This is a genomic window from Vibrio sp. MM46 (genome assembly GCF_027587135.1).
Taxonomy (GTDB): domain Bacteria; phylum Pseudomonadota; class Gammaproteobacteria; order Enterobacterales; family Vibrionaceae; genus Vibrio; species Vibrio harveyi.
In genome coordinates, this window is the sequence record NZ_JAPPTO010000008.1 from 1 (window position 1) to 25382 (window position 25382).

Annotated in this window: 26 protein-coding genes; 11 read left to right on the top strand and 15 right to left on the bottom strand. The window is 44.1% G+C overall.

Features of this window, described 5'->3' with window-relative positions:
- Positions 1-112 precede the first annotated feature (112 nt).
- A complete protein-coding gene (locus OH459_RS10600; protein ID WP_239970175.1) occupies positions 113-1237 on the top strand; it encodes a flagellin in 1125 nt (374 codons plus the stop codon).
- 98 nt (positions 1238-1335) lie between these two features.
- Here OH459_RS10600 and crr read toward each other — a convergent pair whose 3' ends face one another.
- The 5 genes from crr to cysZ form a co-directional block, all read right to left on the bottom strand.
- Positions 1336-1845, bottom strand: coding sequence for a PTS glucose transporter subunit IIA (crr, locus tag OH459_RS10605; protein WP_005425608.1), 510 nt, complete (start codon positions 1843-1845; stop codon positions 1336-1338).
- Between the two features lie 105 nt (positions 1846-1950).
- The gene (ptsI, locus tag OH459_RS10610) at positions 1951-3675 is read right to left on the bottom strand and encodes a phosphoenolpyruvate-protein phosphotransferase PtsI (RefSeq protein ID WP_029788502.1); all 1725 of its coding nucleotides are present in this window, start codon (positions 3673-3675) and stop codon (positions 1951-1953) included.
- 139 nt (positions 3676-3814) lie between these two features.
- Positions 3815-4072, bottom strand: a complete 258-nt coding sequence (locus tag OH459_RS10615) for an HPr family phosphocarrier protein (RefSeq protein WP_005436894.1) — start codon at positions 4070-4072, stop codon at positions 3815-3817.
- Positions 4073-4371: 299 nt separating this feature from the next.
- On the bottom strand, positions 4372-5340 hold the full coding sequence (gene cysK, locus OH459_RS10620; protein ID WP_005436896.1) for a cysteine synthase A: 969 nt from the start codon (positions 5338-5340) through the stop codon (positions 4372-4374).
- Positions 5341-5506: 166 nt separating this feature from the next.
- Positions 5507-6250: a sulfate transporter CysZ gene (gene cysZ / locus OH459_RS10625; protein WP_005451544.1), complete on the bottom strand. Its 744-nt coding sequence runs from the start codon at positions 6248-6250 to the stop codon at positions 5507-5509.
- Positions 6251-6499: 249 nt separating this feature from the next.
- Between cysZ and zipA the strand changes: the two genes are divergently transcribed.
- The 3 genes from zipA to OH459_RS10640 all read left to right on the top strand — a co-directional run bounded on the left by zipA (position 6500) and on the right by OH459_RS10640 (position 11487).
- Complete coding sequence (gene zipA, locus OH459_RS10630) at positions 6500-7468, top strand: cell division protein ZipA (protein ID WP_269986732.1); 969 nt, start codon at positions 6500-6502, stop codon at positions 7466-7468.
- Positions 7469-7556: 88 nt separating this feature from the next.
- Positions 7557-9569 carry an NAD-dependent DNA ligase LigA gene (gene ligA / locus OH459_RS10635; protein WP_114093015.1) on the top strand — a complete coding sequence of 671 codons (2013 nt, stop codon included), beginning with the start codon at positions 7557-7559 and terminating at the stop codon, positions 9567-9569.
- A 511-nt stretch (positions 9570-10080) separates the two neighbouring features.
- On the top strand, positions 10081-11487 hold the full coding sequence (locus OH459_RS10640) for a hypothetical protein (RefSeq protein WP_005451547.1): 1407 nt from the start codon (positions 10081-10083) through the stop codon (positions 11485-11487).
- A 40-nt stretch (positions 11488-11527) separates the two neighbouring features.
- Here the strand turns inward: OH459_RS10640 and OH459_RS10645 are convergent, their stop codons facing one another.
- The 6 genes from OH459_RS10645 to OH459_RS10670 form a co-directional block, all read right to left on the bottom strand.
- Positions 11528-11710, bottom strand: a complete 183-nt coding sequence (locus tag OH459_RS10645; protein ID WP_114322106.1) for a hypothetical protein — start codon at positions 11708-11710, stop codon at positions 11528-11530.
- A gap of 632 nt (positions 11711-12342) precedes the next feature.
- On the bottom strand, positions 12343-12804 hold the full coding sequence (locus tag OH459_RS10650) for an NfeD family protein (protein ID WP_152163623.1): 462 nt from the start codon (positions 12802-12804) through the stop codon (positions 12343-12345).
- Positions 12805-12813: 9 nt separating this feature from the next.
- The gene (locus OH459_RS10655; protein ID WP_005451550.1) at positions 12814-13728 is read right to left on the bottom strand and encodes an SPFH domain-containing protein; all 915 of its coding nucleotides are present in this window, start codon (positions 13726-13728) and stop codon (positions 12814-12816) included.
- A 157-nt stretch (positions 13729-13885) separates the two neighbouring features.
- Entirely contained in the window at positions 13886-14740 is an 855-nt protein-coding gene (locus OH459_RS10660; protein WP_017818943.1) for a thioredoxin family protein, read from the bottom strand.
- Between the two features lie 456 nt (positions 14741-15196).
- On the bottom strand, positions 15197-16024 hold the full coding sequence (locus tag OH459_RS10665) for an SDR family oxidoreductase (protein ID WP_050937948.1): 828 nt from the start codon (positions 16022-16024) through the stop codon (positions 15197-15199).
- A 37-nt stretch (positions 16025-16061) separates the two neighbouring features.
- Positions 16062-16979 carry a TIGR01777 family oxidoreductase gene (locus OH459_RS10670; RefSeq protein WP_005451554.1) on the bottom strand — a complete coding sequence of 306 codons (918 nt, stop codon included), beginning with the start codon at positions 16977-16979 and terminating at the stop codon, positions 16062-16064.
- Between the two features lie 260 nt (positions 16980-17239).
- Here OH459_RS10670 and OH459_RS10675 point away from each other — a divergent pair, with 260 nt between their 5' ends.
- The 6 genes from OH459_RS10675 (at position 17240) to yfcE (ending at position 20493) form a co-directional block, all read left to right on the top strand.
- Positions 17240-17974 carry a DUF1538 domain-containing protein gene (locus tag OH459_RS10675; protein WP_005451555.1) on the top strand — a complete coding sequence of 245 codons (735 nt, stop codon included), beginning with the start codon at positions 17240-17242 and terminating at the stop codon, positions 17972-17974.
- Entirely contained in the window at positions 17971-18762 is a 792-nt protein-coding gene (locus tag OH459_RS10680) for a DUF1538 domain-containing protein (protein ID WP_005451556.1), read from the top strand. Before OH459_RS10675 ends, OH459_RS10680 begins: the two co-directional genes overlap by 4 nt.
- Positions 18752-19102, top strand: a complete 351-nt coding sequence (locus tag OH459_RS10685) for a P-II family nitrogen regulator (RefSeq protein WP_005451557.1) — start codon at positions 18752-18754, stop codon at positions 19100-19102. Before OH459_RS10680 ends, OH459_RS10685 begins: the two co-directional genes overlap by 11 nt.
- Positions 19099-19506, top strand: coding sequence for a CBS domain-containing protein (locus OH459_RS10690; RefSeq protein ID WP_009698597.1), 408 nt, complete (start codon positions 19099-19101; stop codon positions 19504-19506). Before OH459_RS10685 ends, OH459_RS10690 begins: the two co-directional genes overlap by 4 nt.
- Positions 19507-19666: 160 nt before the next feature.
- Positions 19667-19876, top strand: coding sequence for a hypothetical protein (locus OH459_RS10695; RefSeq protein WP_009698596.1), 210 nt, complete (start codon positions 19667-19669; stop codon positions 19874-19876).
- Positions 19877-19947: 71 nt separating this feature from the next.
- Entirely contained in the window at positions 19948-20493 is a 546-nt protein-coding gene (yfcE, locus tag OH459_RS10700; RefSeq protein WP_009698595.1) for a phosphodiesterase, read from the top strand.
- A gap of 43 nt (positions 20494-20536) precedes the next feature.
- Here yfcE and OH459_RS10705 read toward each other — a convergent pair whose 3' ends face one another.
- The 4 genes from OH459_RS10705 to OH459_RS10720 are packed head-to-tail and all read right to left on the bottom strand — an operon-like array spanning position 20537 to position 23054.
- Positions 20537-20815, bottom strand: a complete 279-nt coding sequence (locus OH459_RS10705; protein WP_269986733.1) for a SelT/SelW/SelH family protein — start codon at positions 20813-20815, stop codon at positions 20537-20539.
- A 34-nt stretch (positions 20816-20849) separates the two neighbouring features.
- Positions 20850-21605, bottom strand: coding sequence for a sulfite exporter TauE/SafE family protein (locus tag OH459_RS10710; RefSeq protein WP_009698593.1), 756 nt, complete (start codon positions 21603-21605; stop codon positions 20850-20852).
- A gap of 46 nt (positions 21606-21651) precedes the next feature.
- Positions 21652-22167: a transmembrane regulator ToxS gene (gene toxS, locus OH459_RS10715; RefSeq protein ID WP_005446378.1), complete on the bottom strand. Its 516-nt coding sequence runs from the start codon at positions 22165-22167 to the stop codon at positions 21652-21654.
- Positions 22168-22178: 11 nt separating this feature from the next.
- Positions 22179-23054 (bottom strand): transcriptional regulator, encoded by an 876-nt coding sequence (locus OH459_RS10720; RefSeq protein WP_005446380.1) that lies wholly within the window; start codon positions 23052-23054, stop codon positions 22179-22181.
- Positions 23055-23327: 273 nt separating this feature from the next.
- Here OH459_RS10720 and htpG point away from each other — a divergent pair, with 273 nt between their 5' ends.
- Positions 23328-25232: a molecular chaperone HtpG gene (gene htpG / locus OH459_RS10725; protein WP_269986734.1), complete on the top strand. Its 1905-nt coding sequence runs from the start codon at positions 23328-23330 to the stop codon at positions 25230-25232.
- The last annotated feature ends 150 nt before the right edge of the window (positions 25233-25382 follow it).

Below are 25382 nucleotides of genomic sequence, written 5' to 3' on the forward strand. Positions count from 1 at the left end.
AACCTAATACGACGCGATACAAAAGCCAGGTTCATCCCTGGCTTTTTGCATATTCGAATCACGCATTAGGGACACCGAATAGGATAGGTGACAAGGAGTTTGTATCGATTAGATGGTCTCTTTAAATACCAATGTCACTGCGATGATGACGCAGCGACACCTCAGTCATGCGGCTGAGCAAAACATAGAGTCTCAGCGAAACCTCACCTCGGGTTATCGGATTAACTCCGCTAGTGATGACGCTGCAGGTCTGCAAATCTCCAATACTCTTAATGTTCAAACAAGAGGGCTTGATGTCGCCTTGAGAAATGCGCACGACGCGTATTCGGTGGCACAAACCGCAGAAGGCGCTTTGCATGAGAGTAGTGATATATTGCAACGCTTGCGCTCTCTGGGGCTTCAAGCGGCAAACGGCAGTAATGACTCAAGTGATCGGCAAAGTATTCAATACGAGGTCGTAGCGCTGCAAGATGAGCTTGATCGTGTCGCGATCACGACAACATTTGCAGATAAAAACCTGTTTGATGGATCTTACGGTTCACAAAGCTTCCATATTGGAGCGAATGCTAACTCAATCTCTTTGACGCTGCGGAATATGCGCAGTCACATCCCGGAGATGGGAGGGCAGCATTATGTTGGTGATGCGGTCGATAAAGATTGGCGAGTCACTAAAGATAATCAAACCCTTAAATTTGAATACCAAGACAGTAAAGGGCAAACCCAAACAGAATCTATTGGGCTCAAGCTAGGAGATCGCATTGAACAGGTTGCTACTTATATCAATGCGCAGCAATCGATAGTGAGTGCCTCAGTGACTGAAAACAATGAACTGCAATTCTTTGCCTCGACGCTGAATGCACCTGAAGGTGTAACGTTAGAGGGCAGTTTAACGGATGAGCTTGATGTTAGTGCTGGTGGTTTAGTCACAATGGACGACATCGATATGTCGACTGTTGGCGGGGCGCAGCTTTCGATTGGAGTGATTGATGCGGCAATTAAGTATGTTGATTCGCATCGAAGTGAAATAGGTGGCTTCCAAAACCGGGTTAGCGGCACGATGGATAACCTTAACACGGTGAACCGGAGTGTGACCGAATCAAAAGGGCGGATACGAGATACGGATTTTGCTCGTGAGTCGACGGAGATGGTGCGGTCACAAGTGCTGCAAGATGCGACTACCGCATTATTAGCCCAAGCGAAGCAGAGACCGGGCTCGGCACTTGGCTTGCTCAGTTGAACGGGTTACAGCGATGAATATCGCTCAGGAACAAAAGTTTCAGGTAATAAAAAACGCTGCCAATGGCAGCGTTTTTTTCGTGTTCAGCTAAGTAAAAATTACTTAGTTACACGTAGAACTGGAGTTTCACCAACAGTAACAGAACCAGAAAGCTTGTTTAGCTCTTTGATTTCGTCCATGTTAGAGATAACAACTGGAGTTAGCGTTGATTTCGCTTTCTCTTCTAGAAGAGCTAGGTCGAATTCAATTACAGTGTCGCCAGCTTTAACAGTTTGACCTTCTTCAGCGATACGCTTGAAGCCTTCGCCTTTAAGTTCAACAGTATCGATACCGAAGTGAACGAAAAGCTCAACACCGTCGTCAGACTCGATAGAGAACGCGTGGTTCGTTTCGAAGATCTTACCGATAGTACCGTTTACAGGAGCTACCATTTTGTTACCAGCAGGTTTGATAGCAATACCATCACCAACGATTTTCTCAGCGAAAACAACATCTGGCACATCTTCAATGTTCACGATCTCACCAGAAAGTGGTGCGATGATTTCGATTGCACCTGCGTCAGCGCTGTCGTCAGATACTAGCTTCTTAAGTTTGTCAAACAGACCCATTGTGTCATGCTCCTAACGTTTTATTTAATTCTGTCGAATTATAGTATACCAATCTTTCGAGATAGACGACTTTTTTTAACCGCCTATCTCATTGGAATTAGTTGATTATTGAGTTTTCTCTGCAATGAACTTTTCTACAACTGCTTCGATTTCCGCTGCTGTTGGTAGAGAAAGTGCTTCTTCAGCCATTGCTTTCACTTCTGCGAAGTTAGAGTTACGGATAACTTTCTTCACTTTAGGGATAGAGATGCCGCTCATTGAGAACTCGTCTAGACCCATACCTAGAAGTAGAAGTGTTGCACGCTCATCACCTGCTAGCTCACCACACATACCAGTCCACTTACCTTCAGCGTGAGAAGCGTCGATAACTTGCTTAATCACAGTAAGTACAGCTGGTGATAGTGGGTTGTATAGGTGAGAAATCATCTCGTTACCACGGTCAACCGCTAGTGTGTACTGAGTTAGGTCGTTTGTACCGATAGAGAAGAAAGCAACTTCCTTCGCTAGGTGGTGTGCGATAGCTGCTGCAGCTGGAGTCTCAACCATTACACCGATTTCGATGTTTTCGTCGAATGCATGACCTTCAGCGCGTAGTTCTGCTTTGTACTCTTCGATCGCTTTCTTAAGCTCACGGATTTCTTCAACAGAGATGATCATTGGGAACATGATACGCAGTTTACCGTGTGCAGATGCACGTAGGATACCACGTAGTTGGTCACGTAGGATTTCACGACGATCCAAGCTGATACGTACTGCACGCCAGCCTAGGAACGGGTTCATCTCTTTTGGAAGATCCATGTATGGAAGATCTTTGTCGCCGCCGATATCCATAGTACGGATGATCACAGCGTGACCGTTCATTGCTTCAGCAACTTCTTTGTAAGCTTGGTATTGCTCTTCTTCAGTTGGAAGTGCGTCACGGTCCATGAATAGGAATTCAGTACGGTACAGACCAACACCTTCACCACCGTTACGGATGATACCGTCACAGTCTTTAACAGTACCGATGTTACCGCAAACTTCTACGCGGTGACCGTCAGTTGTTTCTGCGTGTAGGTCTTTTAGCTTAGCTAGCTCTTCTTTTTCAGCAAGGAATGCAGCTTTAACTGCTTTTGCTTCTTCTAGCTCAGCGTCAGATGGGTTGATAACGATCTTGTTGTTCATCGCATCAAGAATCAGCATGTCGCCGTTCTTAACTTGCTTAGTGATGTCGTTAGTACCAACGATAGCTGGAAGCTCAAGAGAGCGAGCCATGATTGAAGTGTGAGAAGTGCGACCACCGATGTCACAAGCAAAACCAAGAACGTAGTCTAGGTTGATCTGCGCAGTTTCAGATGGCGTTAGGTCGTAAGCTACTAGGATAACTTCTTGATCAATATCGCTTAGAGAAACGATGTTGATACCTAGAGCGTTCTTAACGAAACGAGAACCGATATCACGGATGTCAGTTGCACGTTCTTTCAGGTATTCGTCGTCTAGAGACTCAAGAGCCGTTGCTTGCTCTTCGATCACAGAGTGGATCGCGTGGTCAGCAGACATTTTGTCGTTTTTGATAAGTGCTAGGATTTCTTCTTCTAGCTCTTCGTCTTCAAGAAGCATGATGTGACCTTCAAAGATCGCTTCTTTTTCTTCGCCAAACGTTTCAAGCGCTTTTTGCTTGATAGTTTCTAGTTGAGCAGAAGATTTGTTACGAGCGTCAAAGAAACGTGCAACTTCTGCTTCTACTTGATCATCAGAAATAGTGTTTGTGTTTAGGACAATTTCATCTTCTTGAAGTAGTAGTGCTTTACCGATTGCAATACCAGGAGATGCTAGGATGCCTGAAATCATAGCCTTACCTTAAGTTGGTCAACTTTATAAAACGGGAGAATAATGGGTGCGCTAACGAATAGTTTTAGCTTAGTTTTGAGTCTATTTCCAACGAAGCCATTTTGCTTTCACAAAATGGCTTCTGAAATAGGAGACCGAATTAGTGTAGTTGGTCCATTAGAGCAACTAGGTGGTCAACTGCTTGCTGAGCTTGTGGGCCTTCAGCTGAGATAGTTACTAGAGTACCTTTTACTAGGCCTAGTGTTTGTAGCTTGAATAGGCTCTTAGCGCTAGCGCTTTTACCGTTAGAAGTCACAGTGATGTCCGCGTCGAATGCTTTAGCTTCTTTAACGAACTGTGCAGCTGGACGAGTGTGAAGACCGTTTTCTGCTGTGATTTCTACTTGCTTCTCGTACATGTGATATACCCCAATAAATGTATTTTTTTGTTAGTTTGTGACTAAGTTTTAGCTTAACTGCTTTACACCTTGTGCGCTAGCACGGGAGAGTTCAAAGCGTGTCAGAACTGATACTAGTCAAAAGTTTGGTAATTACGCAACTGTTTGCGTGCGTAATTACACTGAAACCTTTTTTGGTTTAGATTCTTTATTTTGAACCTAAAAATAAAACACCCTGATATTACCAAAGGTGGGGCAGGGATCAACAAAAAAGCCCCTGAACGGGGCTTTTTTAAACGAAAAATTGATTTGACCACATATTACTGTTGGTTCTCTTTCTCGGTAAAGATACCAGCAAATAGCGCTGTACTTAGGTAACGTTCACCAGAGCTTGGTAGAACTGTTACGATTGTTTTTCCTTCAAATTCAGGAAGTTCTGCGAGTCGGTTTGCTGCAACGACTGCTGCACCTGATGAGATGCCAGCTAGGATGCCTTCTTCTTCCATTAGGCGACGAGCCATCTCGATCGCTTCTTCAGAAGTCACTTGCTCAACACGGTCTAGAAGTTCTAAATCTAAGTTACCAGGGATGAAACCTGCACCAATACCTTGGATTTTGTGAGGCGCTGGTTGGATTTCTTCACCTGCTAGCGCTTGCGCAATTACTGGTGATTCTGCTGGCTCTACTGCAACAGATGTGATGGCTTTGCCTTTCTCACCTTTGATGTAGCGGCTTGTGCCTGTGATGGTACCGCCTGTACCTACACCTGCTACGAATACATCGATTTCACCGTCTGTTGCTTCCCAGATTTCTGGACCAGTTGTCTTCTCGTGAATCTCTGGGTTGGCAGGGTTGTTGAACTGCTGTAGAAGAAGGTATTTGTCTGGATTGCTTGCAACGATTTCTTCCGCTTTAGCGATCGCGCCTTTCATACCTTTTGCTGCTTCTGTTAGTTCTAGGTTTGCACCTAGCGCTTTAAGAAGCTTACGACGCTCAAGGCTCATTGATTCTGGCATTGTCAGAGTGAGCTTGTAACCGCGAGCGGCTGCTACGAATGCAAGTGCAACACCTGTGTTACCACTGGTTGGCTCAACTAGCTCAACGCCCGGCTTAAGAGTACCTGCCTTTTCTGCTTCCCAAATCATGTTCGCACCAATACGGCACTTAACACTGAAGCTTGGGTTACGCGCTTCGATTTTCGCCAAAACTTTACCTTTGCTCACTTTATTCAAGCGAACAAGAGGTGTGTTACCAATAGTAAGAGAGTTGTCTTCGTAGATCTTGCTCATAGTGATGTTCCTTCATTACACGATATTGTGAATATGAGTAGAAGAATATGCGGTCTCAAAAAAAGGGAAAAGGATTAAAAAGTTATATCTTATGAGGTTGGTCGAGAATTGAGCAAAATGAAAGGGGAGGCGTCTAAAACCTCCCCGTATCGAATGAAAGTGTGAGTTATTGTTGATGCTTAAATTCGTTCACCCACATTGCAGTTGCACCGCAGACAGCAACAGGCATAACAATTAGGTTAAGAATTGGAATCGTGGTAAACACCGAAACCAACACTCCAAAGCCATAGGCTTTCCCTTGCTTTTGTTTCAATTTGTAACGCATCTCGTTGAAAGACACTTTATGGTTATCAAACGGATAGTCACAGTACTGGATAGCAAGCATCCAAGCGGTGAAGATGAACCACAAGAAAGGTCCAACCGTTTGCCCGAGTGCAGGGATCAACAGAAGAAGAAACAAGCCAATCGCTTTTGGTAGGACATAAAGCAATTTTCGCCATTCTCGTGCTAGCACGCGAGGGACATCTTTTATAACCGCAGCCATGCCATCATCATTCACTTTTTGACCCGTTAAGGACTCTTCGACTTTTTCAGCGAGTAAACCATTGAATGGTGCGGCGATGAAGTTAGCTAATGTACTAAAGAAATAAGAGAATGTGGCGAGAATAGTTAACACCAATATTGGCCACAATATGTAGGTAAGCCAAGAGAGAAAATCTGGTAACTGACCAATCCAGTTCTGGATCCAAACATCGAGATGGGAGAATAGATAGAAAATCGCGCCACCCACGAGTAATACGTTGGCAAGTAATGGCAAAACCACAAAGCGACGGATCTCCGGAGAGAGTGCTATTTGAATCCCATATAGGAAGTAACCGAATCCGGTTCTAGGCTGATTATTCAACTTCATATCTATTTTGTTTCGTGTAAGTGAAAACTCATTGTACCTGTGGATGGTTTTCTTTCAATGCCCTAACATTTTGGGTCTTGTAAAGTGGAATCGTGGCAAGAATCACAACAAAAAACCGAACTTCTTGCATTAAGTTGTTCTAAACCTACATATAGTTTTGGTAAAGTAAAAGCATCATTCGGATTTATTGCACTTGGGTTACTGCTCAAGGATGTGCGAGTAGTAGAACAAGTAGATTGAGAGTAAATAATGCAGGAATTGCGATTCGTACTCATTGTTGTTGGCGCATTAGCCATCGCCGCATTGCTATTTCATGGTCTGTGGACAAGCAAAAAAGAAGGCAAAGCAAAATTTGGTAACAAGCCGCTTGGTAAGTTGGAAGTTGATCAAGAGGATAAAGAGTCTCCAGAACAAGAGCGTGATTTTGCTCCTGCTCCAGAAGACGACTTCGAAATCATCCGTAAAGATCGCAAAGAGCCAGACTTTGGGATGGAGAATTCATTTGATAATAAATTCGCTTCTGATCCTCTGATCGATGATATTCTTGATGTAAAAGAAGAGAAAGAGCATAAAGAAGAGCAAGAAATCCCAGCTTTTGTTGCGACAAAAACAGAAGAAGACGTGGTAGAGCCAGTTTTACAAGAGTCAGTAGACACTTTTGCTGAAAACGAAACTATCGCGGAAAAAGAAGAAATTATCGAACCTGTATTTGAAACAACGGTTGTACCAGAATCGGCAGAAGTAGAGATTGCGCCTGTAATGACAGAGGTAGCGGTTGAAGAGCCGAAGCCAGAGCCAGAAATGCAAGTGATTGTGTTAAATGTGCACTGTGCAGGCGAAGAGCCATTTATTGGTACTAAGCTATTCGATAGCCTTCAGCAAAACGGTTTGATTTACGGTGAAATGAATATCTTCCATCGTCATGTGGACTTGTCTGGCAATGGTAAAGTGTTATTCAGTGTTGCAAATATGATGCAGCCGGGTACGTTAGAGCACGGTGACCCAGCAGAGTTTTCAACGAAAGGTATTTCCTTCTTTATGACTCTCCCTTGCTATGGTGAAGCAGACCAAAACTTCAACCTTATGCTGCGTATTGCACAGCAAGTCGCGGACGATATGGGGGGGAACGTACTGGATGATCAACGTAACCTGATGACACCTGATCGATTAGCATCATATCGACGTCAAATAGTTGAGTTTAATGCTGCTAACGCATAACCTTAACACCAAATAATGATAGGGCTCCGTTAGGAGCCCTTTTTCTTAGATTCCCAACCTCATTAATGAATATACACGGGGCTTTAATATGTCTGAATCAGTACATCAGCGACTAGAAGAGCTAAAAGAGTCGTTGCATTACCACGCGGTTCGTTACTACGTGGAAGATAACCCAGAGATTCCAGATGCAGAATACGATCGTATGATGCGTGAATTATTGGATATTGAAGCCGAACACCCAGAACTGGTTACCGTCGACTCTCCAAGTCAACGCGTAGGAGGTCAGCCACTGTCTGAGTTCAGCCAAGTTACTCATGAAGTGCCGATGCTATCGTTGGATAACGCTTTTGATGATACGGAACTGGATGGTTTTCATAAACGCGCTCAAGATCGCGTTGTCGGTCATACCATCAAACAGTACTGCTGTGAGCCTAAGCTTGACGGTTTGGCTGTAAGTCTATTGTACGAAGATGGTGTCTTGGTTCAGGCTGCGACACGTGGTGATGGTACTACTGGTGAAAACATCACGGAAAATGTGCGTACCATCAGCGCAATTCCATTAAAGCTGCAGGGTAAAGACTGGCCGACACGTCTAGAAGTTCGCGGTGAAGTCTTTATGCCAAAAGCGGGTTTTGACAAACTTAACGAGATCGCTCGTCAAAAAGGCGAGAAAGTTTTTGTTAACCCACGTAACGCGGCGGCGGGCAGTCTGCGTCAACTAGATTCACGTATTACCGCTTCGCGTCCATTGAGCTTTTATGCTTACAGTGTTGGCGTTGTTGAAGGTGCTACGTTAGCAAACAGCCACTACGAGCGATTCTTACAAATCAAATCTTGGGGCTTACCAATGTGCCCCGAAACCAAGCGAGTCGATAACTTGGAAGAGGTAAAAGCCTACTACCAAGACATTCTTAACCGTCGTGAAGCTTTGGCGTATGAAATTGATGGCGTCGTCATTAAAGTTGATGATATTGCAATTCAAGAGCGTTTGGGTTTTGTTGCTCGTGCTCCTCGTTGGGCAATCGCGTATAAATTCCCAGCGCAAGAAGAAATTACCACGCTAAATGATGTGGAGTTCCAAGTTGGTCGTACCGGTGCCATTACGCCAGTAGCTAAGCTTGAGCCAGTATTTGTTGGTGGTGTCACGGTAAGTAATGCAACTCTTCACAACGCAGACGAGATTGAACGTTTACAAGTGATGGTAGGTGATCAAGTAGTGATTCGTCGTGCTGGTGATGTGATTCCGCAAGTTGTCTCTGTTATCAAAGAACGTCGCCCAGAAACGGCGCGCGAGATCCTATTCCCCAATGCTTGTCCGGTATGTGGCTCTCATGTTGAACGTATCGAAGGTGAAGCCGTTACACGTTGTACTGGTGGTTTAGTATGCCAGGCTCAACGTAAAGAAGCGTTAAAACACTTTGTGTCTCGTAAGGCGCTAGATGTAGACGGATTGGGCGAGAAGGTCATTGAACAATTGGTTGATCGTGAGATGGTCGAAACGCCAGCTGACCTGTTCAAGCTTTCTGCAGGCGTACTGACAGTCTTGGAACGAATGGGACCGAAATCGGCAACCAACGTTGTGAATGCTCTTGAGAAATCAAAACTAACAACATTGCCACGTTTCTTGTACTCACTTGGTATCCGAGAGGTCGGTGAAGCTACAGCTGCAAACCTTGCACAACATTTCAAGAATCTTGAAATCATTGAGCAAGCAACAGAAGAGCAGTTGGTTGAGGTTCAAGATATTGGTGTGGTCGTAGCAAAACACATTACCACTTTCTTCAGCGAAGAGAAAAACCAAGCGGTTGTACAAGACCTACTGGCGCAGGGCATTCACTGGCCAGAAATCGCCACACCACAGGAAGGGGTCGAATTACCTTTGGAAGGTAAAACCGTGGTGTTAACCGGTACGCTTTCTCAGTTAGGTCGTTCAGAGGCGAAAGAAGCACTACAGAATTTAGGCGCAAAAGTAACTGGTAGTGTTTCGAAGAAAACAGATATTTTGTTTGCTGGAGAAAATGCCGGTTCTAAGCTAGCTAAAGCTCAAGAACTTGGAATTGAGATTCAAACTGAGCAAGACTTACTCAATTTGATGAAATAACTCTCCTAAAAAAAGATAAAAAATACCTAAAAGCCCCAAGTGTCAGTCGCTTGGGGCTTTTTCTTGGCAATTAAAAAGTCACTCAATAACCGTTCAAATACCACTTTTCCTGATTTCAGTGATCAGGATCTCTCCTTACGTTATTCTTCTTTTATAACTAAAACTCTGCGATCGACTTCAAAATAGAATGGATAAGTTTTCATTATGTGTTTGATATTTAAAGCCTTTTCTTTGATTTGTGTCTTTGGTGTTAAAAATAAGATCTGGATCAACAACTTATATGGAACTTTGGCGTTGGTCATATTTTTTTAGAAAAAAAATAAGTTCCATTTGGATGTTTTTAGATGCGAAGTTAGTCTTAGAAGCGTGGATACACGGTGTGTATGCAGGAACTAAAAAGAACCAATTTAGAAATATTGAGGTTCACTCAGGAATTTACTTCTCTCCTTCGGCGGCCAACTTAAGGCGAGATAGAAAAATACAGCTATATCCATTTTTAGGAGTTTTTTCCATGGACAAATTTTTCAAGGTTTCAGCGTTAACAGCTGCGATGTTTGGTGCGGTTGCAGTAGCTCCGGCTACAGCATCTACTGAAAGTGCAGCTGGTGGTGAGTATGTAGAAAAAGTTAACGAATTTATGCAAGACTCAAGTCTTAATGCAATGTTCGTTGTTGATACTCGTTCTCGTACTCGTACAACAGGTAAACCTGGTGGTGAGAATGGCGACCGCTGGAGCCGTCTAAACTACTCATCTTACAACGCGATCATTGACTTCACTTCTGGCTACCATGATGGTTGGTTAGGTGCAGACGTAGCAGCTTACTACTCTGGCGACCTATACAACGATAGTTTGAAAGGCGCAGACGGTTACCTATGTAACGAGATCTCTACTTGTACTAACCTAGACTGGGGTGCAGGTGACGGTGATCAACTTAAAGTTTACAAAGCTGCTCTGAAGTTTAAGACTGGCGAAAACTTTAACGCTCGCTTCGGTATGTTGCAAGCTGGTGGTAATGGCACAATCGGTAACGTTTGGAGCTTCGTACCAGGTACTTACCGTGGTTTCGAACTAAACGCGAAGCTGGGTGATTTCAACCTAAGCTACTTTGGTGCAGACCAATTTACAGCACCATGGTTGCTACACGAAGATGACTACGCGCCAGCACTATGGTCAGACACTTCTTGGAGCTACCTACACTCTCTAGGTTTGAACGGTAACATTACTGACGCTCTATTCTTCCAAGTTGGTCTTGGTCAAGCGACAGGCGTTAAATATGCTAACGGTATCGACTGGGGTGCAGGTCAAGTAACTAGCTACCATGACGAAACTGATAACACGTCATACAAAGCTTACTTGAAGTACACAGTAAGTGACCGTACTACTCTTGCATTTGACTTCTACGGTGTTGATGACGATGTGAAATACGATGGTCTAGGTTTCCACACTGGTCTATCTCTAAACCAATCGTTCGGTAAACTGTCTTGGATGTCTGAACTACGTTACACAGACACAGACAACCGTTCAGATTTCGTTCCTCGTACAATCCATACTTACGGTATGAATAACGGTACTTGGTCACAATGGTGGGATGCTCTATCTGACTGGAACAAAGCTGGCGAGCTAGCTTGGTACAACCGTCTATCTTACAACCAAGGTAACGGCTGGAACTACTACCTAGGCTTCGGCTACGGTTCTGGTGCAGACTCTGCAGCAAGCGGCGCATCTGGTGACTGGGATTACGAGAGCGAGTACGCAGTTAACGCAACAGTTTCTTACTCTCTACAAAGCGGTTCTCTTAAAGGTACAACCGTGCGTCTACACGGTACTATCCTAGAGCGTGACGAGTTTGCTGGTGCAGCAGACGCGGATGAGACAGACCTACGTCTACAAGTTCTTATCCCATACAGCTTCCACTAATATTTAGAAGTTAAGAAAAAGGAGCCAATCGGCTCCTTTTTTATTTTACTTCTTTTCCGTCATACATTTTGCAATATAGGGGAGGAAGCATGTGTACGTTGCCGTTGGGCAATTCACACTTTATTTCCGGTGCTAATGTTCTACCACCAGAAGCGCCATTTGCTAGCGAAGTCAATGGCATTAATGCAACGATAGCGACTAATAATCCAGTTACCAGTTTCATATTATTTACCTTGTAATCTAGAATGTATTTTCTTTTTAATTTCACTTAATTACTTGAGTTCGTTGTTTAGGTGGGAAATATTAAAGCGTAGCGTTCTGCTCCTTAATCTAACCTACGATTTAGTTGTCCCATGAACCACCTTGAAAGCGGCACATCTCACTAGGTAGATGGGCAACATCGCCACTTGGTAAAACACATTCAACGATAGGTCCTAGATTTGTGGTGCCTCCATTCCCGTTGTTATAGGCGAATGAAGAAAACGCAAACGCGCTGCACGCTAAAAACAAAAAACACTTCTTCATAGTACATCCTCTTACTTACCTTAAAAAAATATAAGCATTTAATTGCCATGCTTATGCGTTAAGTATGTATAGAGACCTAGAAAGATCAAAAATTAATTCAACAGTGTTTTATTTTTTAAAATGAATTTAGATTTTAAATCTTGGGATATATTTATCTATGTGCTTGAAATTTTAATTTAGTAGGAGGATCTGTTTTGATAAAGGAGAGAATATTAATAATATTTCTATTACTTAATTTTTGTGGTTAATTTAAATAAGTAGATGAAATAAAAGCATTAGTCATGGAAAGGAAATAAAAGGATGCTGAGCACCCTTTTATTTTGACACAAATCAGCGAGAAACCGGTTTAACCTTCAAAATTATGCCGTCTACGGCGATAATTTCGACCCGAGTTCCCGTCGGCAATTCGTGTTCGCATTCAGCTGACCACGTTGTATCTGCCACTCTAAGACGATTTATTCCAATGTGAAAATCTTCTTCGAGCGTGACAATATTACCTATCAGCTGTTTATGTTTTTGATTGAGATCTCTGGCTTGATCACTTTTGCGATCCTTGGACCATTGCTTTCTCCACCATAGCCAAGTGGTAACCAAACTGAAAGCCACAAAGGCAAGCCACTGCATCTGCCAACTCATTGGTAAGAAAGATAGGATAGCGCCAACGATCAGGGCGGAAATGCCTAGCCAAAGAAAATAGCCTGCTGTGCCCAATAGCTCTACAGCGAGCAAGGCTAAACCAAGCGCAATCCAATGCCAGAATGACACGCTTTCTAATAGGCTAAATAAATCCATAGGCAATCCTTAGTCCTTACTTTGTTTGAACATTTCAGCAATACCCGCGACTGAGCCCATTAGACCTGTCGCTTCGATCGGCATCATGATGATCTTACCATTTTCCGCTTGACCGATACTCTTCAGTGCATCGGTATAACCTTGGGCAATAAAGTAGTTAACCGCCTGAACATCACCTTTAGCGATTGCTTCAGATACCATGTAAGTCGCTTTTGCTTCTGCTTGAGCTGCACGCTCACGCGCTTCCGCATGTAAGATCGCCGATTGCTTTTCACCTTCCGCTTTCAGAATTTCCGATTGTTTTTGACCTTCTGCTCGTAAGATTTCTGCTTGACGTATCCCTTCAGCTTCTAGGATTTCAGCACGCTTATTACGTTCTGCTTTCATCTGAGCGTTCATTGCTGCTGTTAGATCTGCTGGTGGTTGAACGTCTTTGATCTCGATACGAGTTACTTTTACGCCCCAAGGGTTGGTTGCTTGGTCAACGATAGAGAGCAATTTGGTGTTGATCATGTCACGCTGGCTAAGCATCTCATCCAATTCCATTGAGCCGAGCACGGTACGAATGTTCGTTAGTGTTAGGTTACGGATAGCGTGTTCTAGATCGTTGACTTCATACGCCGCTTTGGCTGCGTCGATGACTTGGACAAAGCCGACTGCATCGATAACAACATTCGCATTGTCTTTTGAGATGACTTCTTGTGCCGGGATGTCCAGTACACGTTCCATCATGTTGACTTTTTGACCTACGCGATCAACGAAAGGAATGATTAGGTTTAGACCTGGCTTTAAGGTGTGGGTATAACGTCCGAAGCGTTCGACGGTCCAGTTGTTCCCTTGTGGTACGGTTTTGATCCCAGAAGCGAGGACAATAATGGCTAGTACAACTAAGATCCCGATGGTGATCAATGAGTCGATTGGCATGTTCTATTCCCTTAAGTGCATAATGTTTGTTTCATTTTTACTCATTTAGGCTTATGACACAATCGTAGAAATGAGAGCCTCGATAAATTATAGACAGAATAAAGGCCGGATTAATCCGACCTTTTTATATTTTTAATTCAGCAGCTTAGTACTTTAATTAGTAGAGAATAGAGTACAACTGACGACGGAATTTACTTGCTAATGCATTGCCTTGACCCAATGCACTTAAGATATCCATAAAAGTTTTCTTCACTTCACCGTCTTGTGCGCCGAGGTTGGTTTTTAAAATATTCCAAAGTAGCTCCAACGCTTCTTCATCGCGACCAACTTGGTTGTATTGAACTGCAAGCTCACATGCCAATTCGAAGTTATCTGGGTTTGCGGCTAGCTCTTGTTCAAGGCGTTGAAGCTCTGGGCTATCTGCTGCTTGGAGGTGCAGATCTAACTTGGCAATCAATCCCTTATAGTAGTTATCTTGATATTCCAGTGGGATTGCACTCAATAGCGTTTGTGCCAATTCAAATTGTTTGGTTTCTAGCAAACAATCTGCCATCGCTAGTTTTACATCACCGCGGTTTTGCAGATCTTCTGAAAGGGTTTGCAAAATAGCTAGAGCTTGAGCATGTTCGCCTTGTTGGAGCAACTCGCTTGCTTGCTTTAACTGCATTTCGTCTTGGCTTGGGAGGTGTTTTTGCAGCATGGCTGAAATGGCATCAATCGGCTGAGGACCACCCATACCATCTACCGCTTGACCGTTCATAAACAATGCGATAGTTGGTAAGACTTGTACGCCAAACTGTGATGCTAAAGCTGGTTGCTGCTCACAGTTCAATAGAGCAAGGGTGAATGCACCGTTGTATTGTTGAGTTAGCATTTGTAGCTCAGGGATCACTTGCGCACTTTCTGGTTGAGCACTCGCCCAGAAGTGGATCAACACTGGCGTGTTCATTGACCCTTCAAGAGTCTCGCGGAAATTTTGTTCTGTTAACTCAACGATAAATGGGGATTGCATCAGAGTGTCCTTGCTTTTTGTTTCTTGTCGTTGATTGTAGATATGGAGTTGATATTTGGGAAATTCAAGCGATAGAAAGGAAAAACGCTGCCGAAGCAGCGTAATCCTGATAGCAAGCGAAAGTGCTATAAAACTTTGGCTATTCCAGCACGAATTAGGGAGTCTTGTTAGACATTATCTTTGTGTGCTGGGTGAGGTATCAAAATAGGATGAACACAGTCAACACTACACCCACACTAAGCCAGTTGAGCTGATTTAATGTCATTATTGTCTCGCGTAAATACAAAACAGAAAGGGTGGCGATACCAAATCTAAAGTGAGTATCAACATCGTGTTCAGGCTCGATAGATGAAGATACTAACTTAGAAATTGATTCGAACATTGAGGCTTTCTTAACCTACATGCTCATAATGACATCACATTGTTACGGTAAAATTACATTGTGATAAAAAGTTTTTATGCTGCTTGTCGCAGAATCTTATCAAGAATACGCGTTGGTAATAGGCGCTTTAACACGGCAAATACTTTAGTTGGCGTTGTAATGCGGTAGCGGATTTTTGGTTTATCGCTTGTGAGCGCATGAAGCACTGGCTCGATGCAAGATTCTGCAGGAAGCACAAATCTATTGTTCGACTTGTCGTTATCTAGACGCTGCTTCTGACCTTCGTAAGCGGCTTTGTGTGGGCTGTTCTCGACATCAATCCATCGCTCGAAGGCTTTTAATGCATTGTGTCTAAATTGGGTTTCAATAGGTCCCGGCTCTATCAGTGCGATTTTGATGTTGGTGTCCATCAATTCCAAACGTAGTGTGTCGGTCCAGCCTTCGAGTGCGAACTTAGAGGCATTATAGGCACCACGATATTTCATGGCTGCAAACCCAAGCACAGAGCTATTTTGGATGATTCTTCCTTCACCCTGTTTGCGCATATGTGGCAGTACTTCTCTGACTAACTGATGCCAGCCAAAAAAGTTGGTTTGAAACTGAGCTTGGAGCGCCTCTGTCGGCAAGTCTTCTAGCGCGCCAGGCTGACCATATGCCCCGTTATTGAATATGGCATATAACTTTCCGTCGGCTAGTGTTAATGCTTGCTTGACTCCCGAAGAGATGCTTTCAGAATCGTTAAGATCCAATTGAATACAGGTTAGTCCTTCGCTTGTTAAGCGTTCGACATCTTGTTCGTGCCGGCAGGAGGCAATCACGTGGAAGCCCTCTTTTTTCAAAGCATGGGCACAAACGTAGCCGATGCCAGTGGAGCATCCGGTGATAAGAATGGATTTTTTCATATTAGAGGGCTCACGAAAGTATAGTGAGCCTTATGATTCAATAACTTCGATCTTGAAGCAAGTTCTTGAGTGCAGGTTCGACGCGAGAGTAGCTAAATTGAAAACCCAATTCGGTCAGCTTTTTCGGTTTGGCGCGAATGCTATCAAACAGTAAGCAAGAGGATTCTCCCATCGCCATATTCATCACCCATTTAGGGGTGAAGAGAATATGTGGACGTTTTAGCGTTTTCGCCAGTGTGCCACTAAAGATTCGATTGCTAACAGGGTGGGGAGCACATAAGTTGAATTCACCATGAGCGTGTGGCGTTTCAAGCAAGTACATAATGGCACGAACCATATCCAAAATATGGATCCATGGCATGTATTGTTTACCGCTACCCAATGGTCCCCCTAAACCTAGTTTGTAAGGCAAAATCATTTTGGCAAGTGCGCCACCATTTGGACCAAGGACAACGCCAGTACGCAACAAGCATACTCGGGTTTGTTCGGATTCTGCACGTTTTGCTATCTGCTCCCAACGAGCACAAACGGAGTGAGCGAACGCCTCGCTATTGACGTGTAAGCACTCATCAAAAGGATGGTCTTGCTGGTCGCCGTAATAACCAACGGCAGATCCACTGATGAACACCGATGGTGGTTCTGTACTTGCGTGGATCAGTGCGACAATACGCTCGGTAACCTTCCAACGGCTGTTACAAATGATCTCTTTCTGCTCCTTGCTCCAGCGCTTGTCTGCGATCGGTTCGCCTGCGAGGTTAATCACGGCATCAACATCATTAAGATCTTCAAGTGAATCAAGGGAGTCGAGATATTCAATATTACCGACATCGGCATGATTAAGTCGTTGTTTTGCTTGCTCTGGGTTACGCGTAAGCAAAATGACTTGGTGAGTGGTCAGTAACTTAAGTAGCTCTGAGCCAATAAAGCCTGTGCCGCCGGTCAGTAGTATCTTCATGTCATCCCTTTGATGGTAAAACTATTCAAACATTATAGTCGTTATACGCCTAGCGTGATCATATCAATGACTTGCAGTGTCGATTTTATTATTAGTTCCTAAGGAGTTAGAAGCATTTTGTTGGGAAGCGATGCGAAGTTCACAATTTGAAAGAGTGTAACAAAATGTTATCAAGCCTTTAGCAAAGCTCACACTTAGCTTAGGGAAACTGTGTCATGCTGAACTTAAAGGAGAATAACAGTCAGTAGATAGGAGGGAGTATGGAGGCATTTGTTGCTCTATTTAGAGCGTTGCTCAGTAGTGCTCGTGACTTGCTACCTATTGTTATTGTCATCACCTTTTTTCAGTTGGTCGTGCTTCAGGAACCGCTGCCTAATCTCGTCTCTATTCTATTTGGTCTTCTTCTGGTTATTCTCGGTTTAACCTTCTTTATCTTTGGATTAGAGCTTGGTTTGTTTCCCATTGGGGAAAATATGGCACAAGCGTTCGCTAATAAAGGCAGCGTTTTCTGGTTACTGATCTTTGCGTTCTGCTTGGGTTTTGGTACCACCATTGCAGAACCAGCCTTGACCGCTGTTGCAGAGGAAGCATCAGAAGTTGCGGCTGAAGGGGGCATGATTGCCAATACAGAACAATCTATGGAAGAGTACGCAGATGGATTACGCCTAACGGTTGCTTTGTCGGTAGGTGTAGCGATTGTGCTCGGCGTGTTGCGAATTCTCAAGGGCTGGCCGATTCAGTACATGATCATAGGTGGTTATATTGGCGTTGTGATACTAACGGGATTTGCGCCTGAATCAATCATTGGGGTGGCTTATGATTCTGGAGGAGTGACGACATCCACCATCACGGTTCCTTTGGTCACAGCGCTTGGCGTTGGGCTCGCTTCTGCGATTAAAGGGCGAAATCCTATGATTGATGGGTTTGGTTTGATCGCCTTTGCCTCATTGCTACCAATGATGTTTGTGATGGTATACGGGATGGTGGTGGCATGATTTCGTTTGAGCACTTCTTCGATACCTTTGTTTCTACTATCAGTGACGTGATCCCGATTGCGACCATTATTTTTGGCTTCCAGCTTGCAGTATTACGACGTCCCATCTCTAACCTGCCTAAAGTCCTGCTTGGATTTGCCTACGTTATCCTCGGTTTGTCGCTGTTTTTGCTTGGGTTAGAAATGGCGCTGTTTCCGTTGGGTGAAACCATGGCAACGCAGCTTACTGCCCCTGCATTTCTACGCGAGTTTAAAGTATCCATCGGTCAAGCCTTAAGTTGGGTAGACTACTACTGGGTGTATATCTTTGCTTTCTTTATCGGTTTCAGTACGACAATCGCAGAGCCTTCTCTTATTGCAGTGGCGATAAAGGCAAACCAGGTTTCTGGTGGCAGTATTAGTGTGAATGGATTGCGCGTTGCCGTTGCTTTGGGGGTGGCAGTTGGTATTGCTCTAGGCAGCTATCGGATTGTCGTTGGTGATCCTATTCACTACTACATTATCGCCGGTTACATCGTAGTGGTGATTCAAACCTTCTATGCGCCAAAGTTGATTGTACCTTTGGCTTACGATTCAGGCGGTGTTACTACCTCGACGGTGACCGTACCTTTAGTGACCGCGCTTGGGTTGGGGTTAGCTTCAACCGTACCAGGACGAAACCCAATGATAGATGGCTTTGGCTTGATAGCGTTTGCCAGCCTGTTTCCAATGATTTCTGTGATGGGCTATGCCCAGATTACCCAGTGGTTGAATAAAGGAACCGCGGAGGAAAAAGAAAATGCGCTTTAAATTGATTTTGGCCTTTGTTGAAGACAGCAAAACCGACAAGGTGCTCGATGCAGCAAGAGATGCAGGAGCAACGGGGGCTACGGTGATCAACAATGCCCGAGGACAAGGTTTAAACCAGAAACGAACTTTCTTTGGATTAACCTTGGAGGTGCAAAAAGATGTGCTGTTATTTGTTGTAGAGGAGCATTTGTCGAGACACATTTTAGAAACCATCAGTGACGTTGGAGAGTTCGATCAGGAATCCGGTCAAGGGATTGCCGTGCAGATTGATGTCGAGGATGCTGTCGGTGTCGCACACCAAGTCGAGAAGCTAACTAAAGTGGTAGAGGATGAGTTATGAGTAGTCATGAGCTGATTAGAGTCAGAGACGTAATGGCGGCAACATACATCATTGTCGATGGGTTGATTACGGTTCACGAAGGGATCACGCTAGCGAGGAAGAGTGAAGTGAAAGCGCTGGTGGTGAAAAAGCGTGATGACGATGATGAATATGGCATCGTCTTAATGAACGACATAGCGAAAAAAGTGTTGGCAAAAAACCGTTCACCACAACGCACCAACATCTATGAAATCATGACCAAACCTGCGTTAACCGTCGACCCCAATATGAATGTGAAATATTGTGCGCGTTTGTTTGAGCGTTTTGGTATCAGCCGCGCGCCAGTCATTGAAAATGGAGAGGTCATTGGCATGGTGAGTTATAACAATATTGTTATCAATGGTATGGCTCGGGAAGAAGTATAGCGACGGTTTTGAGTGTGGTTCGCGCGCTGCTGGTAAAGATAATTTCTCAGGTCAGCGACATTTTGCCTAGCTAAGAAGATTAGCGTATTAGTGCCATTGCATATCCTCGATCTGAGGCTTATCCTTTGAGAATTAAAGAAATAATTGAGGATGTCATGTCATGCCGCTAGTTGCTTGTCCTGTGTGCGAGAAACAAATTTCAAAACGAGCTCATACTTGTCCTGGCTGCGGAGAGCCAGATCCACTTAACCATCTTGCTAAGTCAAAGTTCTTGTCCCTCATTTTCTGGATGATTGTCTTAGTGGGCGTTGGTTATGTCGCGTGGTTCTACCTGGTTCCGATGCTGGTGGAAATGTTGCGTGGTCATTAGAGGTTTTACTGTGGTTGAGCTTCTATAGGAATGCCGTAGAATACCCTCATACATTTTGAGGAGACGATGTCGTGAAACTATTTTTTGCCTCAGACTTGCACGGTTCTTTGCCAGCCACAGAAGAAACCATCAAGCTTTATTTAGCCTCTGGTGCAGAGCACCTAATCTTATTGGGCGATACGCTTAATCACGGACCAAGAAATCCAATACCAGAAGGCTATAACCCACCACAAGTGGCAGAATTGCTGAATCAATACAGTGAGCGCATTATCTCTGTGCGCGGTAACTGCGACAGTGAAGTGGATCAGATGCTGTTAAATTTCCCAATGATGACGGAGTATGCGTGGCTTCTGTTAGAGTCTGGCAAGCGTATGTTCTTGACTCATGGTCACCTATACAACACCACAAAGCGACCGCCGTTGCGTGAGGGCGACATCATTGCCCATGGTCATACTCATGTTCCTGTGGCAGAGATGCAAGATGGTGCCATCATTTTCAATCCGGGCTCAATGACGTTCCCGAGAAATGGCTTACCACGCAGTTATGGTTTACTCGAAGGTAATACGCTAACGGTTCAAACTCCAGAAGGCGAAGTACTAGCACAAACTACGATTTAATAGCCTTGCGAGTAAAGAAAAGATAAAGGGAGCGAGTGGCTCCCTATTTTGTGTCTGAATGTCCTAGATCGCGTTCTGGGTCGATGATGTCTCTAACACGTTGTTTGAGGACTTTCGCCTCAGGAAAGCCACCATCTTTCTTACGTTCCCAAATCTGGGTGCCATTACAAAAGATTTCGAACCGACCGCCCGTATCTGGGTGCAAGCTCATCGTTTTTATTTCTTCACTAAAGGTATGTAATAGCTCTTGTGAGAGCCAGGTTGAACGTAGCATCCAATTGCACTGGCGACAGTAATAAATGTCAATGATGGTTTTATCCATTTCCGAATTCCTTAATTTCAAATTTTTTAAAACGTCAGAGGAGCAATTTGATTCCAACGGCGAAGGTGAGCACTTCAAAGGCAACTTTGATGACGCGATTGCTGTATCGAGTTGCTGCCCATGCGCCTAAGCTGCCACCTAGAAATGAGCTGAATAATAAAACAGGTAACCAAGCCCAATGAATAGGAGCACCAGCTTGCACAACGGCAATACCTCCAATGCCATTCCAAAACAGACCGACACAAATCATGGTGTAAGCTACTGCTTGCTTGTAATCGTAACCAAACCAGCGGACAAGAAAGAGTGTCACAAGCAACCCAGAACCTGCTGTGAGTGAGCCGTTTACAATCCCAATCAGCAGTAAACCCAGTCCACCAATAAGCCAACCGGCACTGTCACGATGCGTTTTAGTTTCCGTTTGACCGAGCTCTTTCTTAAATCGAGAGTAAATACCAAGAGCTAAGATCATCGCGCCAAGCATTTTTTCAGCAATGCCATCTGGGATTTGTACAATGAGATTAGCGCCAATCACCACGCCAATACTGCCGGTGAGTATGAGATAGAGGGCGACTTTTGGTTTAATCGTACCGGCTTTAAGGTGTGTGCTTGCTGCGCCTAAACCGAGTGCGACTGAAGCGACTTTATGCGTACCTAGTGCGACAGAAAAGGGAAGACCAAGAAAGATAAGAAGTGGAAACTGCAGTAATCCCGCACCACCGCCAGAGAGTGAAGCAAGCGTATTTGCGACAAGGGAACCGAAGAAGAGGGTGAGGGTGTCTAGCCAATCCATATGCAAAATAAAGGGGGCATCTTGCCCCCTTCTTATCGAATCAAAATCAGTTTCTAAACAGTACCGTAGAACCGTGATTCAGGCTAGTCAGTAGTAGAGTTTTTTCGTTAACGACGTCAATACGACGACTCTGTTCAGCATCTAGCTTAAAGATTTGAGTGATAAGACGAAGTTGAGACTCCGAAAAATCTTTAGATTGTGATGCGGAGATGTCTTTGAACTCAGAAGGAGAGACCAGCAAATAGTTATCACTGACTTCCCAACGACCTTTTTCAGAGATATTGATCGTAGACTCGACGTTTGAGCCCTGTGCAAATAGCTTGATGTTTGCCACGCGAATATAGTCACCATTAGGTAGGTACTTCACATTCGACTCAACGTTGACTTTGCGTAGCGGACCTACGGTATCATCTGGCAAGTTATCAGTAATAAGTGTCACCATGGTTGATTGCCACTCATTTGACGTAAGGACTTGCTCAACTTTAAGGTCACTACCCCAGTACAACCAACCACTAAAAAGGATGGATACGGCTAAAACCGCAGATGCTATTCTTATCTTCATTTCAGCCTCCCTTAATTGCAGATGTCAGTTGGGTCGTTACGACCAGCAAAAATACGCAGTGTTACATTCTCATATGAGTGATCACTGTCGTGAATGTAGTTCAGAATCAATTGATTGTTTTGACCACCTGTTGCAATGACTTCGACTGGTGAAGACTCAGCAGCATGGTGTTCAACATAGCGTTGAATGCATTGCTCAATGGACGGCAGCCAATTGTTTAATTGAGGGTGGTTGATCGGTGTCATCACTGGCACGTTGTGATATTCACCAATTTGACGAAATTGTGATTCTGCAGGGTTGGTTAGCATTAACACGCCAACAGGAAGTAGCAGGGCAACTAACACGATGATTCTGAATAACCAGTTTGTGTTCTTTTGTGCAGGTGCAGATTTTAATGGTTGAGCTGTCGGTGCTTGTTCGACGGCTGTTTCTGCTTTTGTCTCAGCAGTGGGCTCTGCGAATTGCTCTAGGTCAACGACTGGAGCTTCATTTTCTTCCTCTTGAGCATCAACATCGGTGAGTGCTGCTTCAGAAGATAGTGGGCTTAAACGTTCAACTGAACAAATCAGTTGGTAACCGCGCTTTGGCACCGTTTTTACAAATTCAGGCGACTTCGTAGAGTCTTTCAACATTTTACGTAGAGTGGAAATCGCTTGAGTAAGGCTTGAGTCATCCACCTCAAAACCCTGCTCCCGCCATACGAACTCGTGAAGCTCGTTACGCGTTAACACTTCATTGGGTCTCTCTGCCAACATGAGTAGAATACGGCTTTCGTTGCTTCCTAATCGTACAACTTCGTTGCCATTTTGTTGGTCAGCGAGCGAATTACTATTTGGGTCAAAGACAAATCTTTGAGCAAGCAGAAATTTGGTGCCGATGTTAGTCATTTAGTTCTTCTTAGATGGATGATTCTGTAATTATAAGTGATTTGCGTCACATAATAAGGCGTGCGCAAAAAGACATGTGCTACGTTTTAGATGCTTTTAGGGACGTAGGATAATTAAAATTTTCTAAAAAAACACCGTTTTTAGCAATATTGACCTTGAATTTACATTTGTCAGCCACATGTTAAATGACATCTTAGTAATGCTGCTTTTTTAAGGTGGCGGTTAGGACTTTGTCATTAAAAGTCTTTTTAGTTTAGATGTTATGGAGCAAACATGAGCGAAACCGTATCACAAAACAAAGAAACTCGTGGCTTTCAATCAGAAGTAAAACAACTACTTCATCTGATGATTCACTCTCTTTACTCAAACAAAGAGATTTTCCTACGCGAGCTGATTTCAAACGCGTCTGACGCATCAGATAAGCTTCGTTTCCAAGCGCTATCTAACCCAGATTTATATGAGGGTAACGCGGATCTGGGTGTTAAGCTGGCGTTTGACGAAAGTGCTAATACACTAACAATCTCTGATAACGGCATCGGTATGAGCCGTGATGATGTGATTGAACATTTAGGTACCATTGCAAAATCAGGTACAGCAGAGTTTTTCTCTAAATTATCCGATGAGCAGAGCAAAGACTCTCAGCTTATTGGTCAGTTTGGTGTGGGTTTCTATTCTGCATTCATTGTTGCTGATGCTGTGACGGTACGCACTCGTGCCGCAGGTATTTCTGCAGATGAAGCGGTTCAATGGCATTCTGCGGGCGAAGGCGAATACACTATTGAGACGATCACGAAAGAATCTCGTGGTACTGATATCGTGCTTCACATGCGTGAAGAAGGGAAAGAGTTCTTAAATGAATGGCGTCTACGTGACGTGATCAGCAAATACTCCGACCATATCGGTATTCCAGTTTCTATCCAAACTGCTGTTCGCGATGAGGAAGGCAACGAAACAAGTGAGAAGAAGTGGGAGCAAATCAACAAAGCTCAAGCACTTTGGACTCGCAACAAATCAGACGTCTCTGAAGCAGAATACCAAGAGTTCTACAAACACGTTTCTCACGACTTTGCAGATCCTCTAACTTGGAGTCATAACCGCGTAGAAGGCAAGAACGATTACACAAGCTTGCTTTACATTCCAGCGAAGGCACCTTGGGACATGATGAACCGCGATCACAAGTCGGGTCTGAAATTATACGTACAACGTGTATTCATCATGGATGACGCAGAGCAGTTTATGCCGTCTTACTTGCGTTTCGTCCGCGGCTTAATTGATTCGAACGATCTGCCACTGAACGTTTCTCGTGAAATTCTTCAAGACAACAAAGTGACTCAGTCATTGCGTAACGCTTGTACTAAGCGTGTACTGACAATGCTGGAGCGCATGGCGAAGAATGACGAAGAGAAATACCAATCATTCTGGAAAGAGTTTGGTCAGGTGATGAAGGAAGGTCCTGCTGAAGACATGGCAAACAAAGAGAAAGTTGCCGGTCTATTGCGCTTCGCATCTACTGAAGTGGACTCAGCTGAGCAATCTGTTGGTTTGGCTTCTTATGTTGAACGCATGAAGGAAGGTCAAGATAAGATTTACTTCTTAACAGCAGACAGCTACGCAGCGGCGAAGAACAGTCCGCACCTAGAGCAATTTAAGGCGAAAGGCATTGAAGTTATTTTGATGTTCGATCGAATTGATGAGTGGTTGATGAACTACCTGACAGAGTTTGACGGCAAGCAGTTCCAATCGATCACCAAAGCGGGTCTGGATCTGAGCAAGTTCGAAGACGAAGCAGAAAAAGAAAAGCAGAAAGAAACAGAAGAAGAGTTTAAGTCTGTTGTTGAGCGCACTCAGTCTTACCTAGGTGACCGCGTAAAAGAAGTTCGTACAACCTTCAAGCTTGCAACAACACCTGCTGTTGTGGTGACGGACGATTTCGAAATGGGGACGCAAATGGCGAAGCTTCTTGAAGCTGCAGGTCAAGCGGTACCAGAAGTGAAGTACATCTTCGAAATCAACCCTGAACATGAGCTCGTGAAGCGAATGGCGGATGAAGCAGACGACCAAGCGTTTGGTCGCTGGGTAGAAGTGTTACTGGGTCAGGCAATGTTAGCCGAGCGTGGCTCGATGGAAGATCCTTCTCAATTCTTAGGTGCCATCAATAAGCTTTTGACTAAGGTTTAATAACTAAATACCACTAAAAAGCTCGCGAAATGCGAGCTTTTTGTTTGTAAACGCATAGATTCACACTTTAAGTGTTGAGTTAGTAGTCAATAAGACAGGAAAGCTGGCATCGCTAACATTCTTTAGTCTTAATCTGCTCATTACACAGTG